At 64.5% G+C, this 13,210-nt stretch carries 12 protein-coding genes; 6 read left to right on the forward strand and 6 right to left on the reverse strand.

Annotation, left to right across the window (positions count from 1 at the left end; genetic code table 11):
• Positions 1 to 42: 42 nt before the first annotated feature.
• Complete coding sequence (locus CAG22_RS12770) at positions 43 to 924, reverse strand: LysR substrate-binding domain-containing protein (protein WP_085692232.1); 882 nt, start codon at positions 922 to 924, stop codon at positions 43 to 45.
• 77 nt (positions 925 to 1,001) lie between these two features.
• Between CAG22_RS12770 and CAG22_RS12775 the strand changes: the two genes are divergently transcribed.
• Complete coding sequence (locus CAG22_RS12775; RefSeq protein WP_085692231.1) at positions 1,002 to 1,766, forward strand: sulfite exporter TauE/SafE family protein; 765 nt, start codon at positions 1,002 to 1,004, stop codon at positions 1,764 to 1,766.
• On the opposite strand, the gene CAG22_RS12780 is transcribed toward CAG22_RS12775, so the two are convergent.
• A complete protein-coding gene (locus tag CAG22_RS12780; RefSeq protein ID WP_003258316.1) occupies positions 1,756 to 2,070 on the reverse strand; it encodes a putative quinol monooxygenase in 315 nt (104 codons plus the stop codon). The two genes, CAG22_RS12775 and CAG22_RS12780, sit on opposite strands and share 11 nt — an antisense overlap.
• Positions 2,071 to 2,224: 154 nt before the next feature.
• Here CAG22_RS12780 and CAG22_RS12785 point away from each other — a divergent pair, with 154 nt between their 5' ends.
• The 3 genes from CAG22_RS12785 to ggt all read left to right on the forward strand — a co-directional run bounded on the left by CAG22_RS12785 (position 2,225) and on the right by ggt (position 5,618).
• Complete coding sequence (locus CAG22_RS12785; RefSeq protein ID WP_085592995.1) at positions 2,225 to 2,815, forward strand: NAD(P)H-dependent oxidoreductase; 591 nt, start codon at positions 2,225 to 2,227, stop codon at positions 2,813 to 2,815.
• 121 nt (positions 2,816 to 2,936) lie between these two features.
• Positions 2,937 to 3,833 carry a LysR family transcriptional regulator gene (locus tag CAG22_RS12790; RefSeq protein ID WP_085705573.1) on the forward strand — a complete coding sequence of 299 codons (897 nt, stop codon included), beginning with the start codon at positions 2,937 to 2,939 and terminating at the stop codon, positions 3,831 to 3,833.
• A gap of 117 nt (positions 3,834 to 3,950) precedes the next feature.
• On the forward strand, positions 3,951 to 5,618 hold the full coding sequence (ggt, locus tag CAG22_RS12795) for a gamma-glutamyltransferase (protein WP_085705574.1): 1,668 nt from the start codon (positions 3,951 to 3,953) through the stop codon (positions 5,616 to 5,618).
• Between the two features lie 133 nt (positions 5,619 to 5,751).
• Here the strand turns inward: ggt and CAG22_RS12800 are convergent, their stop codons facing one another.
• Both CAG22_RS12800 and CAG22_RS12805 read right to left on the reverse strand, forming a co-directional pair.
• A complete protein-coding gene (locus CAG22_RS12800) occupies positions 5,752 to 7,671 on the reverse strand; it encodes a methyl-accepting chemotaxis protein (protein ID WP_085593001.1) in 1,920 nt (639 codons plus the stop codon).
• Positions 7,672 to 7,974: 303 nt separating this feature from the next.
• Positions 7,975 to 8,859 (reverse strand): neutral zinc metallopeptidase, encoded by an 885-nt coding sequence (locus CAG22_RS12805; protein WP_075046381.1) that lies wholly within the window; start codon positions 8,857 to 8,859, stop codon positions 7,975 to 7,977.
• A gap of 226 nt (positions 8,860 to 9,085) precedes the next feature.
• On the opposite strand from CAG22_RS12805, the gene pcaH reads away from it, so the two are divergent.
• Together pcaH and pcaG are read left to right on the forward strand one after the other, a co-directional pair.
• Positions 9,086 to 9,805, forward strand: a complete 720-nt coding sequence (gene pcaH / locus CAG22_RS12810) for a protocatechuate 3,4-dioxygenase subunit beta (protein ID WP_003251597.1) — start codon at positions 9,086 to 9,088, stop codon at positions 9,803 to 9,805.
• A 10-nt stretch (positions 9,806 to 9,815) separates the two neighbouring features.
• On the forward strand, positions 9,816 to 10,421 hold the full coding sequence (gene pcaG, locus CAG22_RS12815; RefSeq protein WP_015271805.1) for a protocatechuate 3,4-dioxygenase subunit alpha: 606 nt from the start codon (positions 9,816 to 9,818) through the stop codon (positions 10,419 to 10,421).
• A gap of 140 nt (positions 10,422 to 10,561) precedes the next feature.
• Here the strand turns inward: pcaG and trmA are convergent, their stop codons facing one another.
• Together trmA and CAG22_RS12825 are read right to left on the reverse strand one after the other, a co-directional pair.
• Positions 10,562 to 11,647, reverse strand: coding sequence for a tRNA (uridine(54)-C5)-methyltransferase TrmA (trmA, locus tag CAG22_RS12820; RefSeq protein WP_085593003.1), 1,086 nt, complete (start codon positions 11,645 to 11,647; stop codon positions 10,562 to 10,564).
• Complete coding sequence (locus CAG22_RS12825; protein ID WP_015271803.1) at positions 11,644 to 12,939, reverse strand: NCS2 family permease; 1,296 nt, start codon at positions 12,937 to 12,939, stop codon at positions 11,644 to 11,646. Before CAG22_RS12825 ends, trmA begins: the two co-directional genes overlap by 4 nt.
• Positions 12,940 to 13,210 lie beyond the last annotated feature (271 nt).

Below are 13,210 nucleotides of genomic sequence, written 5' to 3' on the forward strand. Positions count from 1 at the left end.
GTTCACCCGCGAACACGGGCGAAGCCCGTGCCATCCACTCCGTCAGCGGGTGAGGGTGGTTACCAACCCTGCGGCATACCCCGGCAATGCCGCAAAATCGCGTGCACACACCAGCAACCGGCGATTGGCCCATGGTTCCGTCAGCGCCACCCAGTGCAACGGCAACACCCCTTGCCAACGTTTCACCGCAGCCAGCGGCACCACCCCCACCCCGGCCCCGCCCGCAACCATGCGGATCACGCCATCGAACCCCTCGGCACGCACTCGAACCTGCATGCGCCGCCCCTCGCGCAGTGCCTGCTCTTCCAGGTACAACGCCAGTGCACTGCCAGCCCCCAGGCCGACATAGCCATGGGCCAGGCTATCGATGAAGCTCGGCGCGACCTCGTTGGCCAGCGGATGGCGCTGCGGCGTTACCAGCACCAGCGGATCTTCGCGAAACGGCCGGGTCTGCAGGTGCGCGCTGGGTGCGGCGGTCGAAACGATGCCCAGGTCTGCCATGCCTTGGGTAATCGATTGCACGATGCGCAGGCTCGGCAACTCCTGCACATCCACGCTGACTCCAGGGTTTTCAGCCAGGTAGCCGGCCAGCAGCTCCGGCAGGTACTCCGTGAGTGCCGCCGTGTTGCACAGCAGGCGCACCTGGCCCTGCTGCCCTTGCGCGTACTGGCCCAGGTCGAACTGCAGGCGCTCGACCTGCTGCGATATCAGCCGGGCATGCTGCAGCAGTGCCTGGCCGGCCGGAGTTGCTTGTACACCACGGCGGTTGCGTTCCAGCAAAGGGATGCCCAGCGATGCCTCCATGGCGCGGATCCGCGCACTGGCTGCTGCCAGCGACAGATGGCTGCGGCTGGCACCGGCGGTGATGTTGCCGCACTCCAGGGTGTGCTGGAACAGCCTGAGGTCGATCAGGTCGAAATGCATGTGGCTCTGTCCTGGCAAGAGTCTGGCTGAGTATATGGCAGATTTTCACCCCGGCCGGCGCACACCATCATCGGCCCATGAATACCTTGCTCGCTTTCTACCAGAACATTGGCCCAGCGCTGTCGCTGCTGGTGGTACTGACCTTCCTGCTGGCCGGCGCGGTGAAGGGCGTGATCGGCCTCGGCCTGCCAACGATCGCCATGGGCCTGCTGGGCCTGGCTATGTCACCGGCGCAGGCTGCGGCATTGCTGATCGTGCCGTCGACCCTCACCAACCTGTGGCAGCTGGCCAGCGGTGGGCACCTGCGGGGCTTGTTGGCGCGCCTGTGGCCAATGCTGGCGATGATCTTCGTCGGTACCTTGCTGGGCAGTGCCTGGCTGGGGATCAACAGCGGCCCTTGGGCCGCACATGCACTGGGCGCGGCCTTGATGGTGTATGCGCTGTACGGGCTGGTCGGCCCGGGCCTGCGCCTGGCGCCCGGGCGGGAGCGTTGGTCGGGGCCGCTTTGCGGGCTGGTTACGGGCGTGGTCACGGCGGCGACCGGGGTATTCGTGATACCGGCGGTGCCCTACCTGCAGAGCTTGGGTTTGAGCCGGGAACAGATGATCCAGGCCCTGGGCCTGTCATTCACGGTTTCGACCCTGGCCTTGGCCGTTGGCCTGGCCGGGCAGGATGCCCTGGGTGGCCAGGCACTGGGTGCTTCGCTGCTGATGCTGGCGCCGGCCTTGCTCGGCATGCTGGCCGGCCAGTGGCTGCGTCAGCGCATCAGCGCGCAGTTGTTCAAACGCTGCTTCTTCATCGGCCTGGCCGCACTCGGCGGCCATTTGCTGATCAGCGGTTAGCGCTTGATGCGCTGAGCATGTCGATCATCTGGATGTCGAAATCGCGTTCCAGGTAGTCCATGCGCTTTTCGAAGAACGCGGTCATGTGCGGCAGGGCCGAATGCACATCCAGCGCGGCCTTGTCGGCCCAGACCTCGAAGAACACGAACAGGCTCGGGTCCTGCTTGTCGCGCAGCATGTGGTACTCGATGCAGCCCGGCTCCTGGCGGCTTGGCTCGACGTAGGCGCGGAACAGGGTTTCGAACGCTTCAGCCATTTCCGGGCGGGTCTTGGCTTTGAGGATGAAGGCGTACTGCTCACTCATGGGTCGCTACTCGTTGATGGGAGGTGATGCGATTCTAAGGCAATAATGTATTGTTCATTCGTGACTTCAGATCAATTGTATTTTGCCTATGCATTACTGTATCCCGCGCCTGCGAGCCCCTAACCTGCCGGCCTGACTTTTCCGCGAGGCCCCCATGAAGAAGATCCTTTTGCTCAACGGTGGTAAACAATTCGCTCACTCCGACGGTCGCCTCAACGCGACCTTGCACGAAGCGGCCATCGCTCATCTGGACCGGGCCGGTTTCGATGTGCGCCAGACCTTCATCGACGGTGGCTACGACGCCCAGGAAGAGGTGGAGAAGTTCCTCTGGGCCGATGTGGTGATCTACCAGATGCCCGGTTGGTGGATGGGCGCGCCATGGACCGTTAAAAAGTACATCGACGAGGTGTTCACCGCCGGCCACGGTAGCTTGTATGCCAACGACGGCCGTACCCGTGCGGACCACTCGCAGAAGTACGGCAGTGGTGGCCTGGTGCACGGCAAGCAGTACATGCTTTCGCTGACCTGGAATGCACCACAGCAGGCATTCGACGACCCGAGCGACTTCTTCGAGGGCAAGGGGGTGGACGCGGTGTACTTCCCGTTCCACAAGGCCAACCAGTTCCTCGGCATGACCGGGCTGCCGACTTTCCTGGCAGTGGATGTGATGAAGCGGCCGGATGTGCCGGCTGCTTTGGCGGCCTATGAGGCGCATCTGGACAAGGTGTTCGGCAAGGCACAGTAAGGTTTTCTCTGTGCCGGCCTCTTCGCGGGCAAGCCCGCGAAGAGGCCCGTACAGGCACCGCTGGACTTGGCCTCGACAAGCGGCTATCTAATCCCTGCAGAGACCAACCACAGGCGCAGATGTGAAAACCCGATCCGAAGAACTCCAGGTATTCGTCGCCGTCATCGACTGCGGCTCGATTTCCGCTGCTGCCGAGCAGATGGGCCAGACCCCGTCCGCCGTCAGCCGTACCCTGTCGCGCCTTGAGGGCAAGCTGGGTACCACGCTGGTCAACCGCACCACTCGGCGCATGGATCTGACCGAGGAGGGCCGCTTCTTCCTCGAACGCGCGCGGCTGATCCTGGAGCAGATGGACGAGATGGAAGAGCGCCTGTCGATGAACCGCCAGACCCCCACCGGGCGCCTGCGCATCAACGCCGCCGCGCCGTTCATGCTGCATGCCATCCTGCCGTGGATCGGCGAGTTCCGCCGCCAATACCCCGGCATCGAACTGGAACTCAATACCGACGACCTGATCATCGACCTGCTGGAACAAAGCACCGATGTGGCGATCCGCATCGGCGAACTGGCCGACTCCAGCCTGCACGCTCGCAGCCTGGGTTGCAGCCCGGTACAGGTGCTGGCCAGCCCGGCCTACCTCGAGCAGCACGGCACGCCGCAGCGGGTCGAGGACCTGGCCAACCACTGCCTGCTTGGCTTCAGCCAGCCCGAATCGCTCAACCACTGGCCACTGCGCCATGCCCAGGGTGACCGCTGGAGCATCCGCCCGGCGCTGATCGCTTCCAGCGGCGAGACCCTGCGCCAACTGGCGCTGGCCGGCGAGGGCATCGTCAGCCTGTCGCACTTCATGACCCACGAGGACATCCGCACCGGGCGCCTGCAAGTGCTGCTGAGCGAAGCCAGCAACGGCTACCGCCAGCCGATCCATGCGGTGTACTACCGCAACACCCAGCTGGCGCTGCGTATCCAGTGCTTCCTCGATTTCATCCAGCGCAAGTTGGCAATGTACGCCAGCTGAGTTGCCTGAACGCGACAGATCCTGCCCACAGGCGGCGAAACTTCCTGCGGTTGATTGCACAGTCGAAGCGCTTCGGCCTTACTGACTGCTCAACAAAAACAACATCAAGGAAGTGTCATGCGTATTGCTCCGTTCCAGTACCTGGCTCTCGCAGCCGCGATCCTGAGCTGTTCCACGGTCCATGCCGCCAATCTTGAGGGCGGCGCGGTGGCCGCGCCCGATCAATATGGTGCACAGGTGGCCGCCGACATCCTCAAGAAAGGCGGCAACGCGGTGGATGCGGCAGTGGCCACGGCTTTCACCCTGGCGGTGACTTATCCCGAGGCCGGCAACATCGGCGGTGGCGGGTTCATGACCCTGTTCGTCGACGGCAAACCCTACTTCCTCGACTACCGCGAAGTCGCGCCCCAGGCCGCCACGCGCAACATGTACCTGGACGAAAAGGGTGAGGTCATCGAGAACCTGAGCCTGGTCGGGGCACGCGCTGCTGGCGTACCGGGCACGGTGATGGGGTTGTGGGAGGCGCACCAGAAGTTCGGCAAGCTGCCCTGGAGCGAGCTGCTGACCCCGGCCATCGGCTATGCGAAAAACGGCTTTAAGGTGGCCGCAAAGCAGTACCAGTACCGTAACGATGCCCAGGGCATGTTCAAGACCGCGACCAATTTCAACGACTACTTCGGCAACATGAAGGTCGGCGAGCTGTTCAAGCAACCGGAAATGGCCCAGACCTTGGAACGCATCGCCGACAAGGGTGTGAGCGAGTTCTACCAGGGCAAGACCGCCGACCTGCTGGTGGCGCAGATGCAGGCCGACAAGGGCCTGATCACCAAACAGGACCTCAAGGACTACAAGGCCGTATGGCGTGAGCCGATGGCCGTGAGCTGGCGTGGCAACGTGGTGTATACCGCGCCACCGCCAAGCTCCGGTGGCGTCGCCCTGGCCCAGCTGCTGGGCATCAAGGAAAACCGCGCGGCGGACTTCAAGGGTGTGGCGCACAACTCGGCGCAGTACATACACCTGTTGGCCGAGATCGAGAAGCGCGTGTTCGCCGACCGCGCCGACTACCTTGGCGACCCGGCCTTCACCAAAGTGCCGGTGGATCAGCTGGTGGCCAAGGACTACCTGGCCAAGCGCGCCGCGCAGGTCAACCCGAAGGCCATTTCCGACACCGACAAGGTCAAGCCGGGCCTGGAACCGCACCAGACCACGCACTTCTCGATCGTCGACAAGCAGGGCAATGCGGTCAGCAACACCTACACCCTCAACCTCGATTACGGCAGTGGTGTGGTGGTGAAAGGCGCCGGCTTCCTGCTCAACGACGAGATGGACGATTTCAGCGCCAAGCCGGGGGCGGCGAACGCCTTTGGTGTGGTTGGTGGCGATGCCAATGCCATCGCCCCGGGCAAGCGCATGCTGTCGTCCATGAGCCCCAGCCTGATGACCCGTGATGGCAAGGTCGAGCTGGTCATCGGTACCCCGGGTGGGTCGCGGATCTTCACCTCGATCTTCCAGGTGATGAACAACCTGTACGACTACGACATGCCGCTGGACAAGGCGGTGGCGGCGCAGCGCGTGCACCATCAGTTGCTGCCCAAGGACACCATCTACTTCGACAGCTATGCACCGCTTACCGGGCCGGTGGCTGATGAACTGAAGAAGATGGGCTATGTGCTGGAGGACCAGGGCTGGGAGATGGGGGATATCCAGGCGATCCGGGTTGATGGGACGAAGCTGGAGACCGCTTCGGATCCGCGTGGGCGTGGGGTAGGGATGGTCATCAAGTAAGCGGTCGTCAGTGCCGGCCCTATCGCCGGCAAGCCAGCTCCCACAGGTACGGCGCAGCCCCGAGGCCTGTGCTATCCCTGTGGGAGCCTGGCTTGCCGGCGATGGGCCGCAAAGCGGCCCCAGGGTCTTCAGGTCAGACGCGGAACTGGCTGACCAACGTCTGCAACTGCCCACCCAACCGCGCCAACTCCACGCTGGACGCCGCCGTCTCGTCACTGGCAGCCGCCGTCTGCTCCGACACATCGCGCACATTCAGGATGCTGCGGCTGATCTCCTCCGCCACCGCACTCTGCTGCTCCGCCGCCGCGGCAATCTGCTGGTTCATCGACTGGATGCTCGACACGGTGCTGGTGATGCTCTCCAGCGAAGCCCCGGCCTTGCGCGCCAGCTCGACGCTGCTGTCGGTCAGGGTGCGGCTGCCGTGCATGGCCGTAGCCACTTGCTGGGTCCCATGCTGCAGGCTGGCGATCAGTTCTTCGATCTCTTCGGTGGATTTCTGTGTGCGCTGGGCCAGGCCGCGCACTTCATCGGCGACCACGGCAAAACCACGCCCGGCCTCGCCGGCACGCGCCGCCTCGATCGCTGCGTTCAGCGCCAGCAGGTTGGTCTGTTCGGCCACCGACTTGATCACGTCCATCACGCTGCCGATCTTCTGGCTTTCCTGCTGCAGCAAGTTCATGGCTTCGGTGGAGCGGTGCATGTCTTCGGCCAGGCGTTCGATCTGGCCAATTGCTTCGCCCACCACGCGGTCGCCGGCACGGGCTTCGTCATCGGCACCGGTGGCGGCATGCGAGGCCTGTTCGGCATTGCGCGCCACTTCCTGAACGGTAGCGGCCATTTCGTGCATGGCGGTGGCCACCTGGTCGGTCTCGACCTTCTGGCTGTTGGCGCCGGCGCTGGTCTGCTCGGTCACCGCCGACAGTTCCTCGGCAGCGCTGGCGATCTGAGTGACGCCGTCGCGGATGCCGCTGATCAGCTCGCGCAAGGTGGTGCCCATGCGGGCGATGCCTTGTTGCAGCACGCCCAGTTCGTCGCGGCGGGTGACGCGCAGATGCTGGGTGAGGTCGCCGCTGGCGATCTTTTCCACTGCCACCATGGTGTCGCGCAGCGGGCGGGTGATCTGCCGGGTGATCAGCACTGCCGCCAGCACGCCGACCAGCAGCGCCAGCAGCGTGGCGATGGCCTGCAAGCTGCGAGCCTGGCTGCTCTCGATGTCGCGGCGCTGCAGCTGGATCTGGTACAGCGCGTCGCTGCGCTTGACGATGTCGGCACCCTGCACGGTCATTTCGGCGCGCGCAGTGGTGATGTTGGCGACCGCATCGCGGAACTGGCGCACGGCGTCACGGTAGGCCAGCACCGAGCCTTCGAACTGTTGCAGGCGTGTGTCTTCGGCCGGCAGCTGGCGCTTGAGGTTGTCGATTTCGGCCAGGGCGGCGTCCAGCTGGCGCAGGGCGGCCTGCTCGTTGGCGGCGCTGTTTTCGGCAATGTAGCCGCGTACGTCGATGCGCACCTGCAACAGTTGCTGGCGGGCCTTGCTGATCAACTGGTACTGGGCCAGGCGCACGCTGTCGGCTTCGGGGCGCGCCATGACTTCCTGGCTGAGGGCGTCCATGGCCTGGTCGGCACGGCTGGCCGAGCCGTCCATGGCCGTGCGCGCGGTGCGGGTGGCGTCGTAGCCCTGGCGCATCTTGTTCAGCGACACCTTGTAGGCGCTGATGGTCTCGCCCAGTTCACCCAGCAGCTTGATGTTTTCCGGGCTCTTGAAGGTGCTGGCCAGGTAGGCCTGCTGCTTGCTGAAGGCGTCCAGCTTGGTCTGGGTGTTGGCGGCGGCGGCATCGTCGCCGTTGGCGATCATGTACTGCAGGCGGGCAATGCGCAGGTCGGTCAGGTCCTTGTTGAGCTGGCCGATATCGCCCATCCAGTTGCTGCGGTCGATCAGGCTGCCCAGGCTGGTCCAGCCGGTCAGGGCCAGCAGGCCGGTGAGGATCAGTACCAGGCCGAAGCCCAGGCCGAGTTTGAGGTTGACGCTGATGTTGGCGAACCAGCTGTTCATGCACGCTCTCCAGAAGTTGTTTTCGCTCGCTTGATCTTCGATCGCCAGGCGTTGTTGTTCTGGATGCCCGCTGATTCGTGCAGGGGTTATCGGCAGTGATGGAGGAAGCTGAAACGCTTTTTCAGCAGATTTGTAACTGGCTTGATTGGGGCTGCCTTGCAGCCCTTCGCGGCGGTTCGGCGCCCCGACATGCCCGCTCCCACAGGGATAGCGCCAACTTCAAGGGCAGCGATTTACCTGTGGGAGCGGGCGTGTCGGGGCGCCGAACCGCCGCGAAGGGCCGCAAAGCGGCCCCATGAAGCCTCAGAGGTTGCGCGCGCTGAAGGTATCGCAGCGGTTCACTTCGCCCTCGGCAAACCCGGCCTTGAACCAGCGCACCCGCTGCGCCGAGGTGCCGTGGGTGAACGAGTCTGGTACCACGCGCCCGCGGCCTTGCTGCTGCAGGCGGTCATCGCCAATGGCATTGGCCGCGTTCAGCGCCTCTTCGACGTCGCCCGGTTCCAGCCAGTTCAGGCGCTTCTGCGCCTGGTAGGCCCATACACCAGCCAGGCAGTCGGCCTGCAGTTCCTGGCGCACCAGCAGGCCATTGTCGCCTTCCATGCGCTGGCCACTGCGGCGCGCGGCATCGACCTTGGCCGACACGCCCAGCAGGGTCTGTACGTGATGGCCGATTTCGTGGGCGATCACGTAGGCCTGGGCAAAGTCGCCGGCTGCGGCGAAGCGGGTTTCCATTTCGCGGAAGAACGACATGTCCAGGTAGACCCGCTGGTCTGCCGGGCAGTAGAACGGCCCCACCGCCGCCGAGGCAAAGCCACAGGCCGAATTGACCTGGCCGCTGAACAGCACCAGCTTGGGGTCGCGGTACTGCTTGCCGCCCTCGGCGAACAGGGCTTTCCAGGTGTCTTCGGTATCGCCCAGGATCGAGGCGACGAACTCGGCCTGCTGGTCGTTGGCCGGCGGGGCCTTGCCGCCCGCGCTGCTGGGGGCCTGCTGTTGTTGCTCCATCTGACCGGCGAGCTGGCCAAGAATCTGCAACGGGTCCTGGCCGGTGAGCCAGCCGATGCCGACAATCAGCAGCACCGCACCAAGCCCCAGCCCCTTGCCGCCGCCGAAACGCATGCCGCCGCCACCACCTTCGCCTCGGGCATCGACCACATTGTCGCTGCGTCGGCCTTTTCGCCAATCCATGAATGCTCTCCGGAGCGTGAAACAAGAAGACAAAGATTAGTCCACGACAGCGGCGAGTGTCAGGCCAAGGTGCTTATGCATAACCAAATGGTTATGTTTGATGTGGCTGATTTCAATATTCATTGCGCGCTACCTGCCTGAAACTGCATGTGGGAGCGGGCTTGCCCGCGACAGGGTTTCAAATAACCCCCCGCGCATTTCCATAATTCCAAGAGAGGAAACCGGCATGCCCGCCCAGGACAACAGCCGCTTCGTGATCCGTGATCGCAACTGGCACCCGAAAGCCCTTACGCCTGACTACAAGACGTCCATTGCCCGCTCGCCACGCCAGGCACTGGTCAGCATCCCGCAGTCGATCAGCGAAACCACCGGCCCGGACTTTTCCCACCTAGGCTTCGGCGCCCATGACCATGACCTGCTGCTGAACTTCAACAACGGCGGCTTGCCGATCGGCGAGCGCATCATCGTCGCCGGCCGTGTCGTCGACCAGTACGGCAAGCCTGTGCCGAATACCCTGGTGGAAATGTGGCAGGCCAATGCCGGCGGCCGCTACCGTCACAAGAACGACCGCTACCTGGCGCCGCTGGACCCGAACTTCGGTGGCGTCGGCCGTTGCCTGACCGACCGTGATGGCTACTACAGCTTCCGCACCATCAAGCCGGGCCCGTACCCGTGGCGCAACGGCCCGAACGACTGGCGCCCGGCGCACATCCACTTCGCCATCAGCGGCCCGTCGATCGCCACCAAGCTGATCACCCAGCTGTACTTCGAGGGTGACCCGCTGATCCCGATGTGCCCGATCGTCAAGTCGATCGCCAACCCGCAAGCCGTGCAGCAGTTGATCGCCAAGCTCGACATGAGCAACGCCAACCCGATGGACTGCCTGGCCTACCGCTTCGACATCGTGCTGCGCGGCCAGCGCAAGACCCACTTCGAAAACTGCTGAGGACCCCGCCATGCCAATCGAACTGCTGCCGGAAACCCCTTCGCAGACCGCCGGCCCCTACGTGCACATCGGCCTGGCCCTGGAAGCGGCCGGCAACCCGACCCGCGACCAGGAAATCTGGAACCGCCTGGCCAAGCCGGACGCGCCGGGCGAGCACATCCTGCTGATCGGCCAGGTGTATGACGGTAACGGCCACCTGGTGCGCGATTCGTTCCTGGAAGTGTGGCAAGCCGATGCCAACGGCGAGTACCAGGATGCCTACAACCTGGAAAACGCCTTCAACAGCTTTGGCCGCACCGCCACCACCTTCGATGCCGGTGAGTGGACCCTGCACACGGTCAAGCCGGGTGTGGTGAACAACGCTGCGGGCGTGCCGATGGCGCCGCACATCAACATCAGCCTGTTTGCCCGGGGGATCAACATCCACCTGCACACGCGGCTGTATTTCGATGACGAGGCCGAGGCCAATGCCAAGTGCCCGGTGCTCAACCTGATCGAGCAGCCGCAGCGGCGCGAGACCCTGGTGGCCAAGCGTTGCGAGGTGGACGGGAAGACGGCGTATCGCTTCGATATCCGTATTCAGGGGGAAGGGGAGACGGTGTTCTTCGACTTCTGAGTGAAGCCTGGGGCCGCTTTGCGGCCCATCGCCGGCAAGCCAGCTCCCACACCGACCGCGCGGCCCTCAAGGCCTGTGCAGCACCTGTGGGAGCTGGCTTGCCGGCGATGGGCTGCAAAGCAGCCCCGGCGATCTGAAGGTCAGCGCCGAACCAGCAAAACCCCACTCTCCATATGGTGGGTATACGGGAACTGGTCAAATAACGCACACCGCTCGATGCGGTGGGTGTCCTGCAACTGGGCAATGTTCGCCGCCAGCGTCTCCGGGTTGCACGAGATGTACAGGATCCGCTCGAAACGCCGGGTCAGCTCGCAGGTATCCGGGTCCATCCCCGCCCGCGGCGGGTCGACGAACACCGTACCGAACTCGTAGCTCTTCAGGTCGATGCCTTCCAGCCGGCGGAACGGCCGCACCTCATTCAGCGCCTGGGTCAGCTCTTCTGCCGACAGGCGCACCAGCCGCACGTTATCCACAGCGTTCTCGTCGAGGTTGCTCAGCGCGGCATTGACCGAGGTCTTGCTGATTTCCGTGGCCAGCACCTGGCGCACGCGGGTGGCCAGCGGCAGGGTGAAGTTGCCGTTGCCGCAGTACAGCTCCAGCAGGTCGTCATCGCGCTCGCCGATGGCCTCGAAGGCCCAGCTCAGCATCTTCTGGTTCACCGCGCCGTTGGGCTGGGTGAACGCGCCTTCCGGCTGGCGGTAGCTGAACACACGGCCAGCGACGTCGAGTTTTTCCACCGCGTAGTCACGGCCGATGACCAGGCGTTTGCCCTTGGAGCGGCCGATGATGCTCACGCCCAGCTCTTCGGCCAGCTGCCGTGCGGCCGTTTCCCACGCCTCGTCCAGTGGGCGGTGGTAGCACAGGGTGACCATGGCATCGCCAGCCAGGGTGGTGAGGAACTCCACCTGGAACAGGCGGTTGCCCAGTTCCTCGCTGGCCTGCCAGGCCGCTTTCAGGCGCGGCATCAGTGCATTGATGCGCTGGCTGGCTATGGGGAAGTCGTCGATCAGGATCGCCTTGTGCTTCTCGCCCGGGGCGAACATGGCGTAGTGGCGCTGGCCATCCTCGCGCCACAGGCGGAATTCGGCGCGCAGGCGGTAATGCTCGCGCGGCGAGTCGAAAACAGCCGGCTCCGGCGCGCCGAACGGCGCCAGCAGCTCGCGCAGCCGGGCCACCTTGGCGTCCAGCTGGGTGGTGTAGGAGGAGGGGTCGAAAGCAGCACTCATGCGTTGAACCAGCCCAGCTTGATGACGAACAGGATGGAAAGGATCACCAGGGCCGGGTTCAGGTCGCGGTGGCGGCCGGAGATCAGCTTGACGGCGGTCCAGGAAATGAAGCCGAAGGCGATGCCGTTGGCGATCGAGTAGGTCAGCGGCATGGCCAGGGCGGTCACTACCACCGGTGCGGCTTCGGTGACGTCGTCCCAGTTTATTTCTGCCAGGCCCGAGGCCATCAGCACTGCGACGAACAGCAGCGCCGGGGCGGTGGCGAAGGCCGGCACGCTACCGGCCAGCGGGGCGAAGAATAGCGCCAGCAGGAACAGCACGGCGACCACGATGGCGGTCAGGCCGGTGCGGCCACCGGCGCTCACGCCCGCAGCGGATTCGATGTAGCTGGTGGTGGTCGAGGTGCCCAGCAGGGAGCCGGCCATGGCTGCGGTACTGTCGGCGATCAGGGCACGGCCCATCTTCGGCATGTGGCCGTCCTTGCCCATCAGCCCGGCGCGCTTGGCCACGCCGATCAGGGTGCCGGAGTTGTCGAACAGGTCGACGAACAGGAAGGCGAAGATCACGCTGACCAGGCCCACGTCCAGCGCGCCGGCGATGTCCAGCTGCAGGAAGGTCGGGGCCAGCGATGGCGGCATCGAGACCACGCCGCCGAAGGGCGTCACGCCCATCAGGATCGAGGCGATGGTGACGGCGAGAATGCCGATCAGCACGGCGCCGCGCACTTTCAGCGACTCGAGGCCGACGATCAGGAAGAAGCCCAGGGTGGCGAGGATCGGTGCCGGCTGCTTGAGGTCGCCCAGGCCCACCAGGGTGGCTGGGTTATCGACGACGATGCCTGCGTTATGCAGGGCGATCAATGCCAGGAACAGGCCGATACCCGCGGCAATGGCCGAACGCAGCGGCAGCGGGATGCTGTTCACGATCCATTCGCGGATGCGGAAGATCGACAGCAGGAAGAACATCACCGCCGACAGGAACACCGCACCCAGTGCCACCTGCCAGGTGTGGCCCATGTGCAGGACCACGGTGTAGGTGAAGAACGCGTTCAGGCCCATGCCCGGCGCCAGGGCGATCGGGTAGTTGGCGATCAGGCCCATGGTCACCGAGCCGATGGCCGCGGCCAGGCAGGTGGCGACGAAGATCGCGCCCTTGTCCATGCCGGTCTCGCCGAGGATGCTCGGGTTGACGAACAGGATGTAGGCCATGGCCAGGAAGGTGGTGACGCCCGCGAGAATCTCGGTGCGCACATTGGTGTTGTGTGCTTTTAGTTGAAACAGCCTTTCCAGCATGCCCGCTCCCCAAGGCGCCCCCGGCGCCATGAATGTATCGACCCCATCAGCAAAGCACAGACCGTACCGGTTGCCGTGGTTTTGTGTGGGGCGGAAAAAAGCCGCGCATCATACCAGCATGCTTGGCGGGGGCCTATGGCCGTTGGGGAATGGGTTCTGCATGGCCTGTTCTGGCCCTATCGCCGGCAAGCCAGCTCCCACAAGTACTGCACAGGGTTCGGAAACTGTGGTGTACCTGTGGGAGCTGGCTTGCCGGCGATAGGGCCAGAAC

Source organism: Pseudomonas sp. B8(2017) (genome assembly GCF_002113575.1).
Classification (GTDB): Bacteria; Pseudomonadota; Gammaproteobacteria; order Pseudomonadales; family Pseudomonadaceae; genus Aquipseudomonas; species Aquipseudomonas putida_Z.

Bases quoted from the DNA above. Each gene is read 5' to 3' on its own strand.
- CAG22_RS12770 (WP_085692232.1), bottom strand. From the start codon at position 924: ATGCATTTCGACCTGATCGACCTCAGGCTGTTCCAGCACACCCTGGAG.
- CAG22_RS12775 (WP_085692231.1), top strand. From the start codon at position 1,002: ATGAATACCTTGCTCGCTTTCTACCAGAACATTGGCCCAGCGCTGTCG.
- CAG22_RS12780 (WP_003258316.1), bottom strand. From the start codon at position 2,070: ATGAGTGAGCAGTACGCCTTCATCCTCAAAGCCAAGACCCGCCCGGAA.
- CAG22_RS12785 (WP_085592995.1), top strand. From the start codon at position 2,225: ATGAAGAAGATCCTTTTGCTCAACGGTGGTAAACAATTCGCTCACTCC.
- ggt (WP_085705574.1), top strand. From the start codon at position 3,951: ATGCGTATTGCTCCGTTCCAGTACCTGGCTCTCGCAGCCGCGATCCTG.
- CAG22_RS12800 (WP_085593001.1), bottom strand. From the start codon at position 7,671: ATGAACAGCTGGTTCGCCAACATCAGCGTCAACCTCAAACTCGGCCTG.
- CAG22_RS12805 (WP_075046381.1), bottom strand. From the start codon at position 8,859: ATGGATTGGCGAAAAGGCCGACGCAGCGACAATGTGGTCGATGCCCGA.
- pcaH (WP_003251597.1), top strand. From the start codon at position 9,086: ATGCCCGCCCAGGACAACAGCCGCTTCGTGATCCGTGATCGCAACTGG.
- pcaG (WP_015271805.1), top strand. From the start codon at position 9,816: ATGCCAATCGAACTGCTGCCGGAAACCCCTTCGCAGACCGCCGGCCCC.
- trmA (WP_085593003.1), bottom strand. From the start codon at position 11,647: ATGAGTGCTGCTTTCGACCCCTCCTCCTACACCACCCAGCTGGACGCC.
- CAG22_RS12825 (WP_015271803.1), bottom strand. From the start codon at position 12,939: ATGCTGGAAAGGCTGTTTCAACTAAAAGCACACAACACCAATGTGCGC.